Origin of the sequence: Aliidongia dinghuensis (assembly GCF_014643535.1) — a bacterium.
GTDB classification, from domain to species: domain Bacteria; phylum Pseudomonadota; class Alphaproteobacteria; order ATCC43930; family CGMCC-115725; genus Aliidongia; species Aliidongia dinghuensis.
Window position 1 is genome coordinate 268421 of record NZ_BMJQ01000006.1, and the last position, 20554, is coordinate 288974.

Below are 20554 nucleotides of genomic sequence, written 5' to 3' on the forward strand. Positions count from 1 at the left end.
CGAAGCCACCGTCGTCCAGCCGGGTATTCTTCGAAGCAGATCAATCGCCCAGCGCCCGCGTCACCTGGACCGGGACGCCGTCGCGGCGCGCCTCCGCCTCGTGGACCACCGTCCAGTCGACCCGTTCCAGCTCGAAGCCGGCCTTGCGCCGCACGAGGTCGTCGGCATCGACCGGCGTGGTCGATCGGGGCGCGCCGGTCGTCTCGAGCGCGTCGGCATCCGACTGGGTCGGATGGACTTCGAGATAGAGTTCGTTGCCCGACCAGCCGACCTTTGCCTGCTGATTGACCACCGTGACCGGCACGCCAACGGCGATGCTGCGGTATAATCGCTCGATGTCTTCGGGGTAGAGGCGGATGCAGCCATGGCTGTCGCGCCGGCCGATGCTGTAGGGCTTGTTCGAGCCGTGGATCGCATAGCCCGACCAGCCGAGATAGAGCGCGTAGTCGCCCATCGGATTGTCGGGACCCGGACCGACGACGGCCGGAAGATCCGGCTCCTCCGCATGCTCGGACGCCGTTGGAACCCATGTGGGGTGCGTCCGTTTGGCAGCGATCCGGGTCTGGCCGACCGGCGTTTCCTTGCCCTCGCCGCCGATGCCGATCGGGAAGCTCACGGGCGCGTCGCCGGGCGGGAAATAATAGATCCGGAGCTCCGGCAGGTTGATGACGAGACCGCGGTGCGGCGCGTCGGGCAGCACGTGCCACGTCGGCAGCACGATGGGCGTCCCCTCGCCCGGGAGCCACGGATCGACGCCGGGATTGGCCGCGCGGATCTCGACGTAGCCAAGGTCGTAGGTGCGCGCGATGTCGAGTAGCGTATCCGAAGATCGCGTCCGGTAAACTGCCGGGATGCCGATCACGTCGTCATGCCTCACGGGCTGAGCCGACGCCGGCTGGCTCCCCGCGATCATCGCCGCGACGGCGATATGTACCATCCGTCTCACGCCGGTCTCGCACCTTGGAAAGGCCGTCTCTGACGGAAGATCACGGCCAGGGCGCGGTCATTGATTTCGGTCAATGCATGAGATGCCCGCACCGATGGAAACGGAGATGGGGATTCGCCGGAGGAGGCCGCCACGTGTCATTTCGCCGCTGCGCCTGCTTCTCAATCGCAATTGTTTTCATCGGCGTGGCACCCGGCACGTATGCCCCCGCCACATACGCCGGGGCGCCGGACGGCAAGGCCGATCGCATCATCGTGCTCAAGGCCCAGCGCGAGCTCGATCTGCTTCGCGACGGCGTCGTGCTCAAGGCCTACCCGATCGCGCTCGGCCGCCATCCACACGGCGCCAAACGCCGGCTCGGCGACGGCAGGACGCCAGAGGGCGTCTATGTCATCGACAGCCGTCTAGATCATACACCTTATCATCTGGCGCTTCACATATCGTATCCCGACCCGATCGACCGGGAGCAGGCCGCCGCATCCGGCTTTCCCCCCGGCGGCGAAATCTTCATCCATGGCATGCCCGCGCGCTTCGGCCGAACCGATCCGGTCCGCTTCTTCCGCGACTGGACCAACGGCTGCATCGCGGTCGGCAATATCGCGATCGAGGAAATCTGGAACGCGGTCGACGACGGCACGCCGGTCGAGATCCGGCCGTGATGCCGGGTGCTTTCTCGCTGATCGACGTGTTTAATCCGGCCGGACGCGGAGCCCCGCGCTCACGGCCAGCCGCCGGTGAAATGGATCACCTGCCCGGTCGTGAACGGCGACTTGCCGGACGCGAGGAATGCAATCAGCGCGCCCACTTCCGCGGGCTCGCCCAGGCGACCGAACGGCACAAGGCGCGCGATTGCTTCGCGTCCGGCCGGGTCGTCCATGAAGCGGGCGCGCGGGTAGTACATCTCGCTGTAGAGATAGTTCGGCGCCACGACGTTGGCCTGGATGCCGAATGGTGCCGCTTCCTTGGCCAGCGCCTTGGCGAAGGCGGTCGTCGCGGCACGCAATGTCGTCGCCACCGCGAAGCCCGGCTCCGGCCGCGCCTCGCGCGCCGAGGTGACGAAGACGAACGCACCGCGGCGGCGCGCCTTCATGGCCGGCAGGAACAGCTGCGTGAGGCGTATCGGGATCATCACGACCGCCTCGAACGTCCGGCGGAAGTCGTCGGGCGGGATCGCCTCGATGTCGGTCGGGGCGTTCGGATACACGTCGTTCAGCACGATCGCGTCGGGCACGCCCCACCTTTGGACGACCTCTTCGTGGATCGCCTCCGGCGTCTGGGCCGCAAGCGCCAGCGCCGTGCCGTGCTGCCGGTCGAACGCCGCGCGGACGGCGGCATCGGCAAAGGCCGCGTCCTGGCAGAGCACCGTATGGCCCTCTTCGATGAGGGCGGCGAGCGCGCCGGGCCCGGTGTACTGGTGGCAGTTGGTGAGCAGGACGAGCGGCATCGGCATCTCCGGCATGAGTCCACAGTCGGGCACCCGGCGCTCAGCCATCTCAGGGTTGGGCGCCCTGGGATTGGGCGCCCTGCAGCAGCCCGGTGAGCAGCAGCTCGGTCTGGACCTTGATGAGGGCGTCGTGATCTTCCCAGGGGAAATGGGGGCGCGGACGCGCGATGAGAATGGCGACGAGCCCGTGGATCGAGGCCCAGAGCGCCTGCGTCACCAGCATGGAGGGTCCAAGATCGCGCCGCACCAAGCCTTCGGCCATGGCGTCGGCGACCCGTCGCTCCAGCTGCAGGAAGACAGGGAATCCCACCCGGTGGCCTTCGCCCGGCTCATCGTCCGGGGCGTTCTTGTGCTGCTTCATGACCATGAAGGCGAGCCGGTACTCGTCCGGATGCTGGAGGCCGAAGGCGATGTAGCCCGCGATGCCGCGCCGGAGCCAGTCGAGCGTGTCGGCAGCCGTGCGATCGACCTCGGCAATCGCCCGCGCCAGTTCCTGGAACGCGTTCAGCATCAGCTGACCCAGGATGTCGTCCTTGGTCTTGTAATAGGTGAAGAGTGCCGCCTGCGAGATGCCGACGCGCTCGGCGATCCGGCGCGTGGTGACATTCTCGACACCCTGCTCGAGGAAGAGCGCCTTGGCGGCGACGAGGATCTCGCCCAGGCGCTCGTGGCCAGAGCCTCGCGCCTTCCTGTTGGCCAGCGAAATCGTGTAGGTGCGGTCCAGCTTCGTCTTCTTGTCTGGTTTCGGATTGTTCGGCATCGGGTCCAGGGGCATGCGGCCGCCAAGGTGCGGCTGATCCCGGGCAGTATATCGGTGGAATGGGGCGCCGTCGCCGGCGCCCCCGTCTTCCAACTTACGCAGCCTGCCACCAGCCGTGGAAGCTCATGGGCAGGTGGTGGCTGAGCCGGACCTTGGCGATCGGCCCCGCCTTGAGCCCGGCAGCGTCGAACACAGCGAGAGCACTCGTCCCGCTCGCCCCGTCGAGCACTTCTGCGAGCAGCCAGCCGCGATCTTCCGCCGCCGTCGATGCGGCACCAGCCGGATCCGGCACGAAGACCGGTTCGCTCACGTAATGACCGGGTCCGAAGTGGAACGCCGCGATGGCACCCGTCGCCGTGTCGATGCGCGCGAGTCCGTCGTGGAACCAGCCCTGGCCCGAGTCGAGCGAGGCGACGTAGCCGTAGCGGTGCTTCCGGCCCGCCCGCGCGGGCGGCACGACAGGAAACTCGTAGCGGCCCGCGGCAACCGTCTCGAGCCGTGCCCGCCGGCCCGTGAGATCGATCGTGAGGCGCCGGAGTGTACCGGGCGCCTCGGCCGTGCCTTCGCGCCCCTGCATGATCGCGTGGAGGGCGGCGTTGGGCCCGAGGAAATGGTCTGGCGCGTCATAGCCGACGAAATCGGCAACAATCGTGTCGCCCGCCGTGTAGGCGTTGAGCGCGTGCCACATCCACACGGCCGGCACCTCGACCGTGAGCGGTGGGCGCGCCCCTGTCGTATCCACGACAAACAGCAGGCCGCCCTCGTCCGGCCGCCAATCCAGGCTTTCGGCGAACGGCCGAAAGCCGGCCAGCATCGGCAGCGGCGACAGCAAGGCCGGCTGCAGGTAGAAGACGACATAGGGCTCGGCCCAGAAAAAATCGTGGAAATAGGCTGCACCGCGCGGGTTGGGCTGGGCGACGTGCCGCTCCTGCCGGCCGGCGCGGTCCTTGACCATGATGTGCAGCTCAGGGCTGACACGGCCACGCTGGCCGACCAGGACCCAGCGACCGGTCGCCCCATCGGTCTTGGTGTGCGCCTTGTAGTTGGCGGGACCGCTGTCCGCCGCCCCCTCGTAGGGATCGATCTCGCGCCGGGTCTCGAGTGTCGCCGGGTCGAGGCCGTACGGGCCGCCGACCTCGTCGAAGGCATAGAGCACGCCGTCCTTGACCACCGGCGTAATGCCGGCCTGGCTGCGGCTCGGGATGCACGGGATATTGTCGAGGAAGCCGGGCGCCGGCGTCGTCCAGGTCGGATAGCGGAACGCGCCGGCCTCCTCCTCGGCCAGATACTTGCGCGTGCGGACGAAGCGGGTGCGAAAGCGCACCCGGCCGCTCTCAAAGCTGGTCGCCCGGATCATGCCGTCGCCGTCGAGCAGGTTGCGCTTCTTGGCCCCATCGCGCTCGAACAGGCCAGGGCCGTTGCGGTAGAGCGTGCCGGCTAGCCCGTCCGGCAGCCGGCCTTCGACGTCGGGCGCATAGTCGTACTCCTGTCGAAGCCCTTCCCCGAGCTTCGCCAGCCATCGCCGATCGTCGGCAAGCGGCGCTGCCGCCGACTGTGCCGCAGTTTCAGCGGCACAGGTGCCGAGGGCCAGCGTGGCGCCGCCGCCGCCCAGCAGGCCGATCGTCTGTCGTCTCGTGAACATCGTCGATCCCCTCTCGGAAGTGGGTGCAAGACCCGCGGCGCCGAGCCGGCCTTGACGGGCCTTGGCTTCAGAGATATATGATCAATGATCACTAATCAATGATCATATAAAATTTCCAAGCCCCCCTTGGCTGAGAGGAGATCGCTCCGATGGATCGCGTTCCCGTGCCCGCCCGTTTGCGACTTCCCCCGCGGCCTCGTCGGCTGCACCTGGCCGCTTGCTCGATGGCGTTCATTTCGGTGGTTCTGGCGGCAGCCCTCGCCGGGTGCGCGTCCTCGGCGCCGGTCGCCTATCGGGGCCTGTCGTCGGCCGACCGGCTCACGCCGGCCGCGGATGCCGAGGCGCCGTTCCAGTACCGCGCGCCGGCCGCGGATCTCGGCGGCTACGGCAAGCTGATGATCGACCCGGTCGAGCTCTACACGGGCGCGGACGGTCAGTTCGGCTCGGTCTCGGCGGAAGACCGGCAGATCATCGCCGACTATATGCAGCAGCAGTTCCGCGAGAGCCTCGGCACCAAGCACCAGATCGTCGCGGCACCCGAGCCGGGTACGCTGCGGCTGCATCTGACCTTGACCGGGATCGAGCGGTCGACGCCCGTGCTCTCCACGGTCACGCACCTGATGCCGGTCGGCCTCGTCGTCAACACCGGGCTCGAGGCGTCCGACCGTAACGGCACGTTCCTCGGTTCCGTCACCTATGCCGTCGAGCTCACCGACGCATCGAGCGGGCAATTGCTCTACGCCTATGTCACGCGGCAGACGCCCGACGCGCTCGACGTCACGGCGAGCTTCGGCACCCTCGACGCGGCCCGGGAAGGCGTGCGCATCGGCGCCCGGCATCTGCGGGACAAACTGGCGGAGGCCCCAGCGCCGGCCACGGCCGGGGCGTCGCCCCTGGTCGCACGGCAATAAGGCACGCCGCAGCGGGCTGCCGAGGAGTCAAGCCTCTCGAACCGCATGCCTCGGCAGCCCCTCATGCACCCGGAAGGGATCCCTGCCCCTGTTACGGAGATAAAAATCTCCATATAATAAGTGCATAGCCGAGTACGTAGCCATGGCTGCAGTACTTTCGAGACCCAGCGCCCCGCCCGGCCCGCCGGGCAAAACAGCGCCGAAACCAGTCAGATTTCGGCTCCGCGGGCTTGTTGTGTTGCATTGGGGCCTGCGCCTCGCGACCGTAACCTTGATCGGCTGGCTGGCCGTCCTCGAAGCACGCAGTTCGTTCCTGCAGTCCGCCGTGTTCTCCCGGCTGGCCAGCGAGATGCACGTCGCGGTCGAGCCTGGACCGAGCGGTAGTATCCGTTTCCCCCACTCTGGCCCCTATGACGAGCGGCTGGGCTACGTCGACCTGCCGTCGTTCATCGACGAGCTCGCCGGCCGGCAATTCCGCGTCGAGCGTCAGGCCCGCCTGTCGCCCCGGCTCGACCAGTTCGCCGGCGCCGGCTTCTATGCTCCCTATGCCGAGAAGGCCGAGGCCGGCCTGACGCTCGTCGACCGCACGGGCACCCCGCTCTACCAGGTCCGCTATCCCGGCTGGACCTATGCCGATTTCCAGGCCGTCCCCCCGATCGTCACCAACAGCCTGCTGTTCATCGAAGACCGCGACCTGCTCTCGACCGACCAGCCGCGGCGCGATCCGGCGGTCGAATGGAACCGTTTCGTGCTCGCCATCGGCGGCCGTGTGCTCGGCTGGGCCGATCCCTCGCTGCGTCAGGGCGGCGCCAGCACGCTTGCCACCCAGATCGAGAAGTTCCAGCACTCGCCCGGCGGCCGCACCGGCAACGCCGCCGAGAAGCTCCGGCAGATGGTGAGCGCCGCGATGCGGGCCTATCTCGGCGGTCCCGACACGATGGCGGCGCGCCGGCACCTGCTCGCGGACTATCTGAACGCGACGCCGCTCGGCTCGCGCCCCGGCTATGGCGAGATCATTGGTATCGGCGACGGGCTCCGGGTCTGGTACGGCACGGATTTCGACGAGGCGAACCGCGTGCTCGCGACCGCCGCCGAGACGCCGCAGGCCATTGCCCGCAAGGGGACGATCTATAAGCAAGTGCTGAGCCTGCTCCTGGCCCAGCGACGGCCGTCCTATTATCTGACGGTCGACCCGGATGCGCTGGCAGAGTTGACCGACCGCTATCTCCGTGCGCTCGGCAATGCCGGCGTGATTGCGCCGGCACTGCGCGATGCGGCCCTCGAGGCCAAGCTGCGCTTCCAGGCCGAGGCGCCGGCGCCGATGCGCGTCGCCTTCGCCGGCCGCAAGGCGAGCGATTCGGTCCGCACGGAGCTCCTGGCCCTGCTGCGCACCCAGAATCTCTACAACCTCGACCGGCTCGATCTCTCCGTCCGCACGACCATCGACGCGGCGACGCAGGACCGCATTAACAGCATCCTCGCCACGCTCGGCCAGCCCGACGCGGTCAAGGCGCTGGGCCTGGTCGGCCACGACTTGCTCGGCACCGAGGATCCGTCGCACGTGAACTACAGCGTCGTGCTCTACGAGCGCGGCGCCGACCGCAACTATGTCCGCGTCCATGCCGACAGCCTGGACGAGCCATTCGACATCAATTCCGGCGCCAAGCTGATTCTGGGCTCGACCGCCAAGCTGCGGACGCTCGTCACATATCTCGACATCATGGTGACGCTGCACGACCGCTATGCCGACCGGCCGGCGCACGAGCTGGAGGCGGAAGCAGTCCAAGGACCGGATGTGCTGAGCCGCTGGGCCGCCTCGTACCTGGCCGGCACCAAGGACCGCAGCCTGCAGCCGATGCTGGATGCGGCGATGCAGCGGCACTATTCCGGCAACCCGGGCGAGAGCTTCTTCACCGGCAGTGGGCGGCATGTCTTCCACAATTTCGAGAAGTCGGAAAACTACCAGGTGTTCACTGTCGAGCAGGGGATCGAGAAGTCGGTCAACCTCGCCTTCATCCGGCTGATGCGCGACATCGTGCATTATTACGAGGCGCAAAACGGCACCCTGAAGCAGCTGGCCGACAACGCACACGGCGCCGAGCGCGAGGCCTACCTCCGGCGCTTCGCCGACCAGGAAGGGCGCACCTACCTCAATCACTTCTACGGCGACTACCACGGGCTCAACGACGAGGAGGCCATGGCGCTGCTCGCCAGCCGGACGCGGCCGGTCGATTATCGCCTGGCGGTCGCGTTCCGCTCCGCCCGGCCGCGAGCATCGGTCGCGGCCCTCCAGGAGTTCCTCGCCGCGCGCGCCCGCAACCTTGCCGTCGACGAAGCGACGGCGAATGCGCTCTATGCCAAGTACGGCGAGGACCAGTTCTCGCTCAACGACCGGGGCTACCTGGCAGGCGTCCACCCGCTCGAGCTCTGGCTCGTGGCCTATCTGCACCGGCATCCGGGTGCCTCGCGCAGCGAGGTCATGAAGGCGAGTGCCGCGGTCCGGCAGGAGGTCTATGCCTGGCTGTTCAAGACGCGCAACGCACGCAAGCAGGATGTCAGGATCCAGATCCTGCGCGAGGAGGACGCGTTCAACCAGATCCTGCAGGACTGGCGCGCGCAAGGCTATCCGTTCGGCCAGATGGTGCCGTCATACGCGAGCGCCATCGGCAGTTCCGGCGACCGGCCGGACGCGCTCGCCCATCTCATGGGCATCATCCTGAACGACGGCGTGGAGCTGCCGACGACCGATCTCGACCGGCTGGATTTCGCGGCGGGCACGCCCTATGAGACCACGCTGACGATGGCGCCAAAGACGCCGCGTCGGGTCTTCCCGCCGGAGGTGGCGCAGACGGTCCGGCGGGCGTTGATGGGTGTCGTCGCCCAGGGCACCGGCATGCGCGTCCGCGGCACCTATCTGATGGCCGACGGCAAGCCGCTGCCGGTCGGCGGCAAGACGGGCACCGGCGACAATCGCTTCGAGAGTTTCGCCGGCGGCGGCCGCCTGATCGATTCCCGCGTGGTCGACCGGACCGCCACCTTCGTGTTTTTCCTGGGCGACCGGTTCTACGGCACGATCACCGCCTATGTGCCGGGCGCCCAGGCGGCCGACTATCATTTCACGAGCGCGCTTGCGGTCCAGCTGCTGAAGGCGCTCAACCCGTCCCTGGTGCCGCTGATCAATGCGCCGCCGGCGGGCGGCAACAGCCCGCAAGACCAGGGGGAAGACCGCCCACAAGACCACAGGGAATACCGCGCAGGCGGCTGACCGGGGGGCTGACTGGGCAGGAGGCGTGTGAAATGGGGTGACCTACACCCACGGGCAATGGCACCAGACGTGGAACCCGGCGACCCCCGGCCGCTATGCGGCGGGGATCGTCTTCGCGGCACTTGTGCACCTGGCCCTGCTCTATGTCCTTGTCACCGGCCTCGGCAAAGGCGTTGTCGAGATCGTGCGGCCGCCGGTCATGACGAAGATCATCCAGGACACGAAACCGCCGCCGCCGGAACAGCCGCCACCGCCGCCGCCGCAGCTGGTGACACCGCCGACGCCGCCCTATATCCCGCCGCCGGAAGTCCAGATCGCGCAACCGCCGCCGCAACGGCCGATCGCCGTCGTCACCACGGCAGCACCGCCGGCGCCGATCCCGATGGTCGTGGCGCCACCGGCGCCAGCACCGACGCCGGCGCCGGCGGTCCCGGACAGCGAGGTGAGTGCCAAGCCGATCGCCGGGCCGCCGCTTGCCTATCCGCCGCGCATGCTCGAAGCCCAGCGCGAAGGCAAGGTCGACATCAGCTGTGATGTGGACGCGGACGGCACGACCCGCAACTGCGCGGTCACAAGCGCCCAGGGCGGCAGCGCCTTCTCCGAGGCCGCGTTAGCCTATGTCGAGCGGGCGCGCTACAAGCCGGCGATCCGCAACGGCGTGCCGATCAAGGAACCGCACCACACGTTCCACATCATCTTCTCGATCAAGGACTGATCCGAAGGCGGTGTACAAGCGAGGATTACTTGTCGCTTGTACACCCAGCGCACTCGATCGCGCGCCCAGTCACAAACCGCTCAATCGAATCAATGAAGTAAGGCGATTTTCAATAATGCCGTTGCGCAACCCTCGTTTGCGCTCCGCTTTTTTCATAGATTGCTCGGAAGATCACTACGACACACGCAGACACCACAAAATCCTAGCAAAATTCCAAGGAAATGTAAATACGACCAGAATACTTACGTATATTTATCACAAGCAACGAACAGTATACCGCAATATATGAATAAGCAATTACCGATTGTATGTTCAAATTTATTTGAAGAAAACTAGGCGAAAGACTGTTACACTGCACAGCGAAAATTCGTAAAGTCGAATTTTAGTGGGAAGCCAATGTAGTTTCCGGTGGGACATGCGCCCGCTGGCACATGGTGGTCGTCACGTCCGCCATTCCCGCCGGCGCGCGAGCAGGTGGGGAGAGAACGAATGGCACATGATAAATCCCTGACTCGACGCTTCATGCTGCTGTCCGGCGGCGCCACACTCGCCAGCACAGCGCTGCCGCGCAGCACAGCCGCGGCGACGCTGCTGGCCGGGAAGTCGCGGCAGGTGCTGCCGACCTATACTGTCCTCGACTATCCCGGCAACCCCTACCTGCGACCGCAGGGCGGACCACTCTCGCACCCGTGGCAGACGTCCAGGACCCCGAAGAAAGGCCCGGCGCTCATCCGGCGCCATAAGCCGGCGACGACGAGGTCTGCCGCGCCACACCTCGCGGCGCCACTTGCCGCGGCACCGCTCGCCACGGTGGCCGCGCCCGCGGTACCCTCGGCGCTCGTCCTCTACGACACGACCAACCAATTTGGCTGGCTCGGCGAGCTCTACGCCATCATGTCCGTCAACCTGGCGAGCCATTTCGCCGACTGGACCGCCATGCCGGTCGTCCAGTACGAAACTGGCGAGATCAACCAATATACCTGCGTGATCTATATCGGCTCGACCTATGGCGAACCGATTCCGACCGCGTTCCTTGACGACGTGCTGACCGGGACCCGGCCGGTGATCTGGGCCTATGACAACATCTGGCAATTGACCGCGCGCGCCGCGAACTTCACGGCACTCTATGGCTGGAACTGGGCGCAGTTCGATTTCTCGACGGTGGCACAGGTCAACTACAAGGGCCAGCAGCTGAAGCGCTATGCCCCCAACGGCGCCGGCATCATGACTTATTCCGTCGTAGGCTCGAACGTGACCGTGCTCGCGACTGCAGTCCGCTCCAACGGCACAACGTTCCCCTGGGCGCTGCGTTCGCGCAACCTCACCTATATCGGCGAGAACCCGCTCGTCTATATCTCGGAGGGCGACCGGTACCTGGCGTTCTGCGACTTCCTGTTCGACGCGTTGGCCCCCACCACGCCGACCCAGCATCGAGCCCTCGTCCGGCTCGAGGACATCGACCCGACCTACAACCCCACGCAGTTGCAAGCGGTCACGGACTATCTCACAAGCCAGAACGTGCCGTTCGGCTTCCAGATCATCCCGCGCTACCTGGATCCGAATGGCTTCTACACCGGCGGCGTAGCACAGAATATTCCGATCGCCTCCGTGCCCACCTTCGCCAGCGCGGTCCAGTACATGCTGGACGCTGGCGGGGTCATGATCAATCACGGCTGGACCCATCAATATTCCAATGTCAAAAACCCCTTCACCGCCGTGACCGGCGACGATTTCGAATTCTATCGCGTGACGCAGAACTCCGACCTGACCCTCAATTACCAGGGGCCGCTGCCGGGGGACTCCACGGCCTGGGCAACCGGCCGCTTCCAATCAGCACAAGCGGATCTCCAGGCCGCGGGGTTCTCCTTGCCGGCGCTCGTCACGTTCCCCGGCTATGCCGCCACGGCAACCGACTACGCAGTGGCGGCCGGAATCTTCAATGCGCGCGCCGAGCGGTCGCTCTATTTCAGCGGGCAACTGACGGACGGCGCGAAGATCGACTACACCCGGCTCGTCGGCCAGTACTTCCCCTATGTCGTCTACGACGTCTACGGCGGCACGACCCTGCCTGACAATCTGGGCGGCATCGAACCCCTGGCGTTCGAGATCTTCCCGAAACGCCTGCCCGCGGACATCCTGGCGGATGCGCAGCGCAACCTGGTCGTGCGCGACGGGTTCGCAAGCTTCTTCTATCACCCGTCCGATAGCCTGAGCTACCTCCAGGAGACCGTCACGGGGCTGAAGAACATGGGCTACACCTTCGTGGCACCCGACACCCTCTAACGGCGCTGCGCAATCATTTGATGGCAAGTACCTTCGCAGCCCATGCGCTTTGCCGGAGCACGAGGTAAGGGGGAAGGCCGTTCCTTGAGGCACGTGCACGCGGGCGATCCGCAACGGCGTGCCGACCAGGGAACCGCAGCGCACGTTCCTTATCGTCCTCCCGATCAAGGGCTGATCCGGGGAACTGATCCAAGGAACTGATCCGGGGCCGGGGGCGAGCGACGATTACGCGTCGCTCGCGCCCGGATCGTCCGGTGGATCCAGAATCCATCATCGAATCAAGAGAATGGCGCCGATGACTATAACGCGGCCGCTCAACCCGTATTTGCGCGTGCGACGCCCGTATAAATTGCTTAATAAAAGATTAAGACAAACATAAATAGCAACAGATTATAACAAACTTTCCGAACAAGGTAAATACGATCAAAATACTTACGTAAAAATAACTTGAGCAACGGACAATAGAAATCAGCATATAAGTCGACAATTAGTAGTTGGTATAGCAAATTTATTTGAGACAAAACCGATCAAACGCGATTACACTAATCAGCGGGGTTCCATACAGCAGAGCTCTCGCAGCAAGCCGAAGCAGTTTTCCCGCGGGACAAGTGCCCGCCGGCCCCTGGCGGTCGTCCGGCCCGCCATTCCCGTCGAAGCAAGAGCGCATGGGAGAAAACTGATGGCACGAGACAAGCCCCTTTCCCGGCGCTTCGTGCTTTTGTCCGGCGGGGCGGCCCTCGCCGGAACCGCATTGCCGCGCGGGACGGCCGCCGCCGCAAAGCCGACGAGACAAGCGCGGTCGGTGTCGACCTACGCGGTCCACGACTATCCGACCAATCCCTACCTGCGGCCGCAGGGCGGTCCGCTCCCCGGCCCGCGGCCGACGCCCAACACCGCGAAGACCGGCGCCGCTCTCCTTACGAACAGCGCCCCGTCGACCCCCAATTCGACGATGTCGACCTTGGCGGCGCCGCTCGCCACGACGGCCGCCGGCACGACGCCGTCGACGCTCATCCTCTACGACACGACGAATACATGGGGCTGGCTCGGCGAACTCTACGCCATCATGGTCGCCAACCTGGCGAGCCATTTCGGCACCTGGACCGCCGTCCCGGTCGTCAAATACACGTCCGGCATGCTCAACCAATATTCCTGCACGATCTACATCGGCTCGACTTACGGCGAACCGATCCCGACCGCGTTCCTCAATGACGTGCTAGCCGGAACCCGGCCGGTCATCTGGGCCTATGACAATATCTGGCAATTGACCGCGCAGGCCGCGAACTTCACGGCGCAATACGGCTGGAACTGGTCCAGCTTCGATTTCTCGACGGTGGCACAGGTCGACTACAAGGGCCAGCAGCTGAAGCGCTATTCCGCGAACGGCGCCGGCATCATGAACTACGCCGTGGTCGGCTCGAACGTGAGCGTGCTCGCGACCTGCGTCCGCTCCGACGGCACGACATTCCCGTGGGCGCTGCGCTCCGGCAACCTCACCTATATCGGCGAGAACCCGCTCGTCTACATCTCCGAGGGCGACCGGTACATCGCGTTCTGCGACCTGCTGTTCGATGCGCTCGCCCCGGCCACACCGACCCGGCATCGGGCACTTGTGCGGCTCGAGGACATCGACCCGACCTACGACCCCACTCAGCTGCGCGCCGTCGCGAACTATCTCGCAAGCCAGGGCGTGCCGTTCGGCTTCCAGGTCATTCCGCGCTATCTCGACCCGAACGGCTACTACACCGGCGGCGTGGCGCAGAATATTCCGCTCGCCTCCATGCCGGCCGTGGCCAGTGCGTTCAAATACATGCTGACCAAAGGCGGGGCCATGATCAATCATGGCTGGACCCACCAATATTCCAATATCATCAACCCCTTCACCGCCGTGACGGGCGACGATTTCGAATTCTATCGGGTGACGCAGAATTCGGATCTCACGCTCAACTACCAGGGGCCGCTGCCACCGGATTCCAAGGCCTGGGCCATGGGCCGCTTCACCTCGGCGGCAACCGATCTGAGGGCCGCAGGGCTCGCCTTCCCATCGTTCGTCACGTTCCCCGGCTATGCCGCGACGGCGACCGATTACGAGGTGGCGGCAGGGATCTTCAAGGCGCGCGCCGAACGGTCGCTCTATTTCAGCGGCCTGCTGACCGGGGCGCCGACCGACTATACCCGGATCGTCGGCCAGTATTTCCCCTACGTCGTCCGCGACGTCTACGGCACCAAGGTCCTGCCCGACAATCTGGGCGGCATCGAGCCCCTGGCGTTCGAGATCTTCCCGAAACGCCTGCCGGCGGACATCCTCGCCGACGCGCAGCGCAACCTGGTCGTGCGCGACGGGTTCGCGAGCTTCTTCTATCACCCGTCCGACAGCCTCAGCTACCTCGAGACCGTTGTCTCGGGCCTGAAGGACATGGGCTACACCTTCGTGGCGCCGGGCAGCCTCTAGGCTGCCCAATCGCCTGCCAGCAAGCGCTTTGGCATCTCTCGGATGCCTTGACGAACATGAGGGGGTAAGCGGCCAGAACATTATCTCAGACAGCAAAACAAAATCGATGGAAGGGAGTTTTGTTGGCCCAAGGCGGGCGAACGACGGCGTTTGCGCGCGTTACTTGGGCCTCGACCCAAATCAACTGCGTTCATTCAGGTGCGCCATGGAAATACGCACACTCATTGTCGTCGAAACCCGACTGACCCGCACCGCACGTGTGACGATTGCTTGCCGCTTCCGCCCGGCGCGTCCGAAACGCGCCATGGACCAAGGGCCAAGAACCTGTCGACCCAACCAAGCGGGCCGCGCACGCATCAGCAACGTCGCAGCTCAACCCGTATTTGCGCCGGAAGCGCTCGTATAAATTGCTTAATAAAAGATTAAAACAAATATAACTGGCAGAAAATTGTACCAAATTTTCCGCGAAAAGTAAATATGCGCAAAATACTTACGTATAAATAATTTGAACAACGCGCAATGGTCTCGACATATATACGAGCAATTACTAGTTGATTGGGAAAAATTTATTTGAGACAAAAGGTACGGAAGGCGATTACAATAATTCGCAGGGTATCGCAAAGCCGAACTCTAGCGGTAAGCCGAAGCAGCTTTCCAGCGGGACAAGCACCCGCTGGCGTTTGGTGGTCGTCTCGCCCGCCATTCCCATTGAAGCAACAGCACATGGGGAGAAAATTCATGGCACGAGACAAGTCTCTTTCCCGACGCTTCGTGCTTTTATCCGGTGGGGCAACCCTCGCCGGAGCCGCATTGCCGCACGGCGTCGCCGAGGCGGCGAAGCAAGGGAGCAGGCCGCGGACGCGGCCGACCTATGCCGCGCTCGACTACAAGCACAACCCCTTCCTGCGGCCGATCGGCGGACCGCTCTCGAGTCCGCGGCCGGTAAGCAACACCGTGCGCAGCGGTGCGGCTCTCGTCACGAACACGGTGCAGTCGACCAGGTCGACCTTGTCGACCCTCGCAGCACCGCTCGCCACGACGGCCGCCGGCACGACGCCGTCGACGCTCATCCTCTATGACACGACGAATACATGGGGTTGGCTCGGCGAGCTCTACGCCATCATGGTCGCCAACCTGGCGAGCCATTTCGGCACTTGGACCGCCGTCCCGGTCGTCAAATACACGTCCGGCATGCTCAACCAATATTCCTGCACGATCTACATCGGCTCGACTTACGGCGAACCGATCCCAACTGCATTCCTGAATGACGTGCTGGCAACGACCCAGCCGGTCATCTGGGCTTATGACAATATCTGGCAATTGACTGCACAGGCCGCGAACTTCACGGCGCAATACGGCTGGAACTGGTCCGGCTTCGATTTCTCGACGGTGGCGCAGGTCAACTACAAGGGCCAGCAGCTGAAGCGCTATTCTCCGAACGGCGCCGGCATCATGAACTACGCCGTGGTCGGCTCGAACGTGAGCGTGCTCGCGACCTGCGTGCGCTCCGACAGCACGACGTTCCCGTGGGCGCTCCGTTCCGGCAACCTCACCTATATCGGCGAGAACCCGCTCGTCTATATCTCGGAGGGCGACCGGTACATCGCGTTCTGCGACCTGCTGTTCGACGCGCTGGCGCCAGCCACGCCGACCCAGCATCGGGCCCTCGTGCGGCTCGAGGACATCGATCCGACCTACGACCCCACTCAGCTGCGCGCCGCCGCCGATTATCTCGCGAGCCAGGGCGTGCCGTTCGGCTTCCAGGTCATTCCGCGCTACCTCGACCCGAACGGCGCCTACACCGGCGGCGTGCCGCAGAATATTCCGCTCGCCTCCATGCCGGCCGTGGCCAGCGCGTTCAAATACATGCTGACCAAGGGCGGGGCCATGATCAACCATGGCTGGACCCACCAATATTCGAATATCGCGAACCCCTTCACCGCGGTGACGGGCGACGATTTCGAATTCTATCGGGTGACACAGAATTCGGATCTCACGCTCAACTACCAGGGGCCGCTGCCGCCGGATTCCAAGGCCTGGGCCATGGGCCGCTTCTCATCGGCGGCAACGGATCTGAGGAACGCAGGGCTCGCTTTCCCGTCGTTCGTCACGTTCCCCGGCTATGCCGCCTCGGCGACCGACTATGAGGTGGCGAACTCGATCTTCAAGGCGCGCGCCGAGCGGTCGCTCTATTTCAGCGGCCTCTTGACCGGAGCGCCGACCGACTATACCCGGATCGTCGGCCAGTATTTCCCCTACGTCGTCCGCGACGTCTACGGCGGCAAGGTCCTGCCCGACAATCTCGGCGGCATCGAGCCCCAGGCGTTCGAGATCTTCCCGGCGCGCCAGCCCGCGGACATCCTGGCGGATGCGCAGCGCAACCTGGTCGTGCGCGACGGGTTTGCGAGCTTCTTCTATCACCCGTCCGACAGCCTCAGCTACCTCCAGGACACCGTCACGGGCCTGAAGGACATGGGCTACACCTTCGTGGCGCCCGGCAGCCTGTAAAGCGTTCAGGCAACCTCTGCTGGCAAGCACCTTTACGGCAGACGCGTATAACAGAAACAACGGGAGCGCAGCCAGAACATTATAAGTGGGAGAGAATAACAATTCTGGATAGAGATTTTCATCGTCCAAAACTGGGCGAAGGGCATCTTTTGCGCCCCGTTATTTAGGCAACCACACGAATAAACGCAGTTCGTACAGGTGAGCCATGAAATTACGCACGCTAATTGTCTTCGGAACCCGACCGGAAGCGATCAAAATGGCTCCCGTCGTCCGAGCGTTTCGCGCCGTCCCCGATGTCGAGACGCGCATCTGCGTCACCGGCCAGCACCGGGAAATGCTCGACCAGGTCCTGCACCTGTTCGACATGGAACCGGACTATGACCTGGGCCTGATCAACGGCAAGCCCAACCTTCAGGAACTGACGGCGAGGGCGCTGGGCGCGCTCGACCGGGTCATCGCCGATTTCGCCCCGCACCGCATCCTCGTCCAGGGCGACACGACCACGACCCTTGCCGGCGCACTCGCCGCCTTCTACCGCAAGGTCGCGGTCGGCCACATCGAGGCAGGCCTGCGCACGGGCGACATCATGGCGCCGTGGCCGGAAGAGGCCAACCGGCGGATGACGACCGTCCTCTCCGACCTGCATTTCGCGCCCACGACCACGTCGAGAGAGAACCTGCTCAGCGAAGGGGTGCCGCAAGACCGCGTCTTCGTGACCGGCAACACCGGCATCGACGCGCTTCTGGAGGTGACCCAGCGCTTCGATCGCGATCCCGCCTTCCGGGACGAATGCGCGAGCGCCTTCCCGTTCCTCAATTCGAACAAGCGACTCATCGTCGTGACCGGCCATCGCCGCGAGAATTTCGGCACGCGGATGGTATCGACCTTCGAGGGCCTGGCGCGGATCGCCACCCGCCCCGACATCCAGGTCGTCTATCCGGTTCATCTGAACCCGAACGTCCAGGAGCCGGCGCGGCGCATCCTCGGCGACCTGTCGAACGTGTTCCTGATCGACCCGCTCGAGTACCACCAGTTCGTCTATCTGATGCAGCGGGCCTCGCTCATCGTGACCGACTCCGGCGGCATCCAGGAGGAAGCCCCGGCACTCGGCCGCCCCGTGCTCGTGACGCGGGACGTGACGGAACGGCCCGAAGCGGTCGCCGCCGGCACCGCGCGCCTCATCGGTAGCGATGCCGACCGCCTGGTCGACGCCGTGTCGGAACTGCTCGACGATCCGTGCGCCTACGACGCCATGGCGCGCGCGCACAATCCGTTCGGCGATGGGCATGCCGCCCCGCGCATCGCCGATGCTGTCGTGACGGCGCATCTCTGAGGCGGCTTGCACGATGAGCCTCTTGCGGGGAACGTTCCAATGACCCTGGGCACCATTCCGTCAGCGCGCATTCGGCGCTTCCTGCTCATCGCAAGCATTGCGCCTTTGCTCGCCGCCGCGGCCGGGCCATCCGCCGCCCGACCGCCAGCCGAGGCCGCCTCGGCGGCCGACTTCTTCCTGCCGCGCGTGGCAGGGCCGGAGATCGTGCGGCGGGTGGCGCTCGCCGATCTCGGTTTCACCTCGGCCATCGACCTCACAGGCAGCAGTGCCGAGCGGCAGTTCTTCTTGCCGGTGCCGCGCGGCGCCCATATCGAGGCGGCGGTCCTCGACCTGGTCGGCCAATATCTGCAGCCGACACCGGGCCGGACGACGTTCGTCGTCGATATCGACGGCAACCCGGTCGTCGCCCGCCCGCTCGACGCCGGAAGCGGTGTCATCAGCGAGCATATCCCGATTTCCCTTGGGACCCATTCGGACGGCTTCGTGCAGGTCGACATGCGCTTCGCCTCGGTCGTGACGACGGACCGCTGCACCGACGAGCGCGCGATCGGCAACGGCGCCAGCATCGCGCCCGAAACCGCGCTGACATATCATCTGGCCCTGTCCGAGATCCGCGACGTGCGGACCGCCTGGAGCGTCCTGCCGAATCGCCCCGTCGTGCTGCTGCCCCCGGGCGAGATGGGGCCGGTGCAGTATGACGCCGCAATCCGGATCGCGCTGGCGCTCCGTGCCGCCGGCCGGGACGCCGTCTTCGCCAATCTGCCGGCCATCGGCGACAGCGTCTCCGTCGCCGGACTTTCGGTACCGCCGGCGCTCGCAGCACTTCCGGTCTTCCGCAAGTTCGCCAACGCCATCGGCACCGTGCGGCTCGACGCCCCGGCGACGCGCGGCGCCTACATGATCCTGCGCGTCCTCGCCAACCAGCAGCTTGCCGATCTGGTGGTCGGCGACGGCTGGTTCGGAGCACTCGTCGCGACCGACCTCGACGAGCTCAAGGCCAGCCTGCAGCCAGAGAACCCGGCGGCCGCCAGGGCGCTCGACGCGTGGCTCAAGGCCGTCAACGCCGATCCGACGGTGCGCGAGCCGGGCGAGAACCTGAGCCTGCACCAGGTGCTGGGCCAGCCGGTCATCGCCCTCGACGCCGACACGGCGCCGGTCGCCGCCGCGCTCCTCGGCAGCCCCTGGACCCGGCTCGCCCGGTCAAGCAGCCTCGACATCCGGAGTGTCGGCGGCAGCGACACCGGGGCCAACTGGATTCCGCTCACCCAGTTGGGCAGCGCGCTGGCACGCCAGGACATCGTCGATCGCGGCGACTGGCAGGTGTCGTTCACCACGGCTCAATTGCCGACCGACCGCTGGCCCAGTGCCGTCGAGCTCGAGATGACGGTGGCGCCGGATCCCGCCGACACGGCGCCGGTCGCGAGCGTCAGCCTGAACGACACGCTGCTGCGCGCGGAGAAGGTCGCAAGCGGCGGCGTCACGCGCATGATCGCCCAGATCCCGCCCTATGTGCTGCGGGCCAACAACACGCTCAAGGTCTCGATCCAGCGCGCCGGCGCCGCCGGCGACTGCCGCCTGGCGCCGCGCGGCTTTCCCGCCCAGATGCTGCCGACCAGCCGGCTCGTGCTGAGCGAGCGCCAGATCAAGAACCAGTTCTTCGCGCTCGAACCTCGTTTCGCCCGGCGTGGCATCGTCGCCGTTCCTCAGCGCTACCTGACCCATCCGCTGGCCAGCCTGCCGCTCGTCGAGAAATTCCTGGTCGCCCTCGGCTTCACGCCGCAATCCATCCGGCTCGCAGTGCTGGACGAGAACACGCTCTTTCAGCCCGACGACGCCTTCGTCGCGTTCGACCACGAGCTTATGGGCGTGGTGAAGCGTGCGACGCTCGACAGCCACGGCCTCGCGGTCGCGACGAGCGACGGCAAGCCTGTCGTGAGCGCCGCCGGAACCGCCGACATGGTCCTGGCCCAGATCGTCGACTATGCGAACCAGCCGGGCGTCGCCGTCGACACCCCCCCCTCGGGCGCCCTGCCCGAGATCCAGCTGCCGAGCCTGTCGAACGGCGACCTTGCGCTCGTCGACCGCCAGGGCCTGATCGCCGAGCTCGGCGGCACCGACCAGTACCAGGCCGCGCTGCGCCAGGCGATCTATGCGCCGTCAGCCGTGTTCTTCCGCTACCAGCCCTGGATCCTGTCCGGGCTCGGCCTGCTGTCGGCGCTCATCGTGATGCGGCTCATCCGGGCGGTGGTCGTGCATCGCAAGCGGCGGAAGTCCGGCGGCTAGGCGGGGCGCCCT

13 protein-coding genes are annotated in these 20554 nt (G+C 65.6%); 9 read left to right on the forward strand and 4 right to left on the reverse strand.

All coding sequences use genetic code 11. The features are described 5' to 3' along the window. Nucleotides 1-40 precede the first annotated feature (40 nt). A complete protein-coding gene (locus tag IEY58_RS13590) occupies nt 41-937 on the reverse strand; it encodes a L,D-transpeptidase family protein (protein ID WP_229743721.1) in 897 nt (298 codons plus the stop codon). 143 nt (nt 938-1080) lie between these two features. Between IEY58_RS13590 and IEY58_RS13595 the strand changes: the two genes are divergently transcribed. Further along, on the forward strand, nt 1081-1605 hold the full coding sequence (locus IEY58_RS13595; RefSeq protein ID WP_229743705.1) for a L,D-transpeptidase family protein: 525 nt from the start codon (nt 1081-1083) through the stop codon (nt 1603-1605). A gap of 59 nt (nt 1606-1664) precedes the next feature. On the opposite strand, the gene IEY58_RS13600 is transcribed toward IEY58_RS13595, so the two are convergent. From IEY58_RS13600 to IEY58_RS13610, 3 genes are all read right to left on the reverse strand, one after another. Next, nucleotides 1665-2390, reverse strand: coding sequence for an SDR family oxidoreductase (locus tag IEY58_RS13600; RefSeq protein ID WP_189046555.1), 726 nt, complete (start codon nt 2388-2390; stop codon nt 1665-1667). A 49-nt stretch (nt 2391-2439) separates the two neighbouring features. Beyond that, the gene (locus IEY58_RS13605; RefSeq protein ID WP_229743706.1) at nt 2440-3165 is read right to left on the reverse strand and encodes a TetR/AcrR family transcriptional regulator; all 726 of its coding nucleotides are present in this window, start codon (nt 3163-3165) and stop codon (nt 2440-2442) included. A gap of 79 nt (nt 3166-3244) precedes the next feature. Beyond that, complete coding sequence (locus IEY58_RS13610; protein WP_189046557.1) at nt 3245-4792, reverse strand: carotenoid oxygenase family protein; 1548 nt, start codon at nt 4790-4792, stop codon at nt 3245-3247. Nucleotides 4793-5016: 224 nt separating this feature from the next. Here IEY58_RS13610 and IEY58_RS13615 point away from each other — a divergent pair, with 224 nt between their 5' ends. From IEY58_RS13615 to IEY58_RS13650, 8 genes are all read left to right on the forward strand, one after another. Further along, on the forward strand, nt 5017-5703 hold the full coding sequence (locus tag IEY58_RS13615; RefSeq protein WP_189046559.1) for a DUF3313 domain-containing protein: 687 nt from the start codon (nt 5017-5019) through the stop codon (nt 5701-5703). A 235-nt stretch (nt 5704-5938) separates the two neighbouring features. After that, nucleotides 5939-8968 carry a transglycosylase domain-containing protein gene (locus IEY58_RS13620; protein ID WP_229743707.1) on the forward strand — a complete coding sequence of 1010 codons (3030 nt, stop codon included), beginning with the start codon at nt 5939-5941 and terminating at the stop codon, nt 8966-8968. 37 nt (nt 8969-9005) lie between these two features. Continuing rightward, a complete protein-coding gene (locus IEY58_RS13625) occupies nt 9006-9683 on the forward strand; it encodes an energy transducer TonB (RefSeq protein WP_189046563.1) in 678 nt (225 codons plus the stop codon). Between the two features lie 489 nt (nt 9684-10172). Continuing rightward, complete coding sequence (locus IEY58_RS13630) at nt 10173-11966, forward strand: DUF2334 domain-containing protein (protein WP_229743708.1); 1794 nt, start codon at nt 10173-10175, stop codon at nt 11964-11966. A gap of 679 nt (nt 11967-12645) precedes the next feature. After that, nucleotides 12646-14418 carry a DUF2334 domain-containing protein gene (locus IEY58_RS13635; RefSeq protein ID WP_229743709.1) on the forward strand — a complete coding sequence of 591 codons (1773 nt, stop codon included), beginning with the start codon at nt 12646-12648 and terminating at the stop codon, nt 14416-14418. A gap of 738 nt (nt 14419-15156) precedes the next feature. Then, the gene (locus tag IEY58_RS13640; RefSeq protein ID WP_229743710.1) at nt 15157-16926 is read left to right on the forward strand and encodes a DUF2334 domain-containing protein; all 1770 of its coding nucleotides are present in this window, start codon (nt 15157-15159) and stop codon (nt 16924-16926) included. 205 nt (nt 16927-17131) lie between these two features. Continuing rightward, nucleotides 17132-18259 (forward strand): non-hydrolyzing UDP-N-acetylglucosamine 2-epimerase, encoded by a 1128-nt coding sequence (gene wecB / locus IEY58_RS13645; protein ID WP_189046565.1) that lies wholly within the window; start codon nt 17132-17134, stop codon nt 18257-18259. Nucleotides 18260-18298: 39 nt separating this feature from the next. Beyond that, on the forward strand, nt 18299-20542 hold the full coding sequence (locus IEY58_RS13650; protein WP_189046567.1) for a cellulose biosynthesis cyclic di-GMP-binding regulatory protein BcsB: 2244 nt from the start codon (nt 18299-18301) through the stop codon (nt 20540-20542). Nucleotides 20543-20554: the final 12 nt, after the last annotated feature.

What these genes read in the sequence shown, in the direction of transcription:
- IEY58_RS13640 (WP_229743710.1), top strand. Translation starts at nt 15,157, where the DNA reads ATGGCACGAGACAAGTCTCTTTCCCGACGCTTCGTGCTTTTATCCGGT.
- IEY58_RS13650 (WP_189046567.1), top strand. Translation starts at nt 18,299, where the DNA reads ATGACCCTGGGCACCATTCCGTCAGCGCGCATTCGGCGCTTCCTGCTC.
- wecB (WP_189046565.1), top strand. Translation starts at nt 17,132, where the DNA reads ATGAAATTACGCACGCTAATTGTCTTCGGAACCCGACCGGAAGCGATC.
- IEY58_RS13615 (WP_189046559.1), top strand. Translation starts at nt 5,017, where the DNA reads ATGGCGTTCATTTCGGTGGTTCTGGCGGCAGCCCTCGCCGGGTGCGCG.
- IEY58_RS13590 (WP_229743721.1), bottom strand. Translation starts at nt 937, where the DNA reads ATGGTACATATCGCCGTCGCGGCGATGATCGCGGGGAGCCAGCCGGCG.
- IEY58_RS13605 (WP_229743706.1), bottom strand. Translation starts at nt 3,165, where the DNA reads ATGCCCCTGGACCCGATGCCGAACAATCCGAAACCAGACAAGAAGACG.
- IEY58_RS13610 (WP_189046557.1), bottom strand. Translation starts at nt 4,792, where the DNA reads ATGTTCACGAGACGACAGACGATCGGCCTGCTGGGCGGCGGCGGCGCC.
- IEY58_RS13630 (WP_229743708.1), top strand. Translation starts at nt 10,173, where the DNA reads ATGGCACATGATAAATCCCTGACTCGACGCTTCATGCTGCTGTCCGGC.
- IEY58_RS13600 (WP_189046555.1), bottom strand. Translation starts at nt 2,390, where the DNA reads ATGCCGCTCGTCCTGCTCACCAACTGCCACCAGTACACCGGGCCCGGC.
- IEY58_RS13635 (WP_229743709.1), top strand. Translation starts at nt 12,646, where the DNA reads ATGGCACGAGACAAGCCCCTTTCCCGGCGCTTCGTGCTTTTGTCCGGC.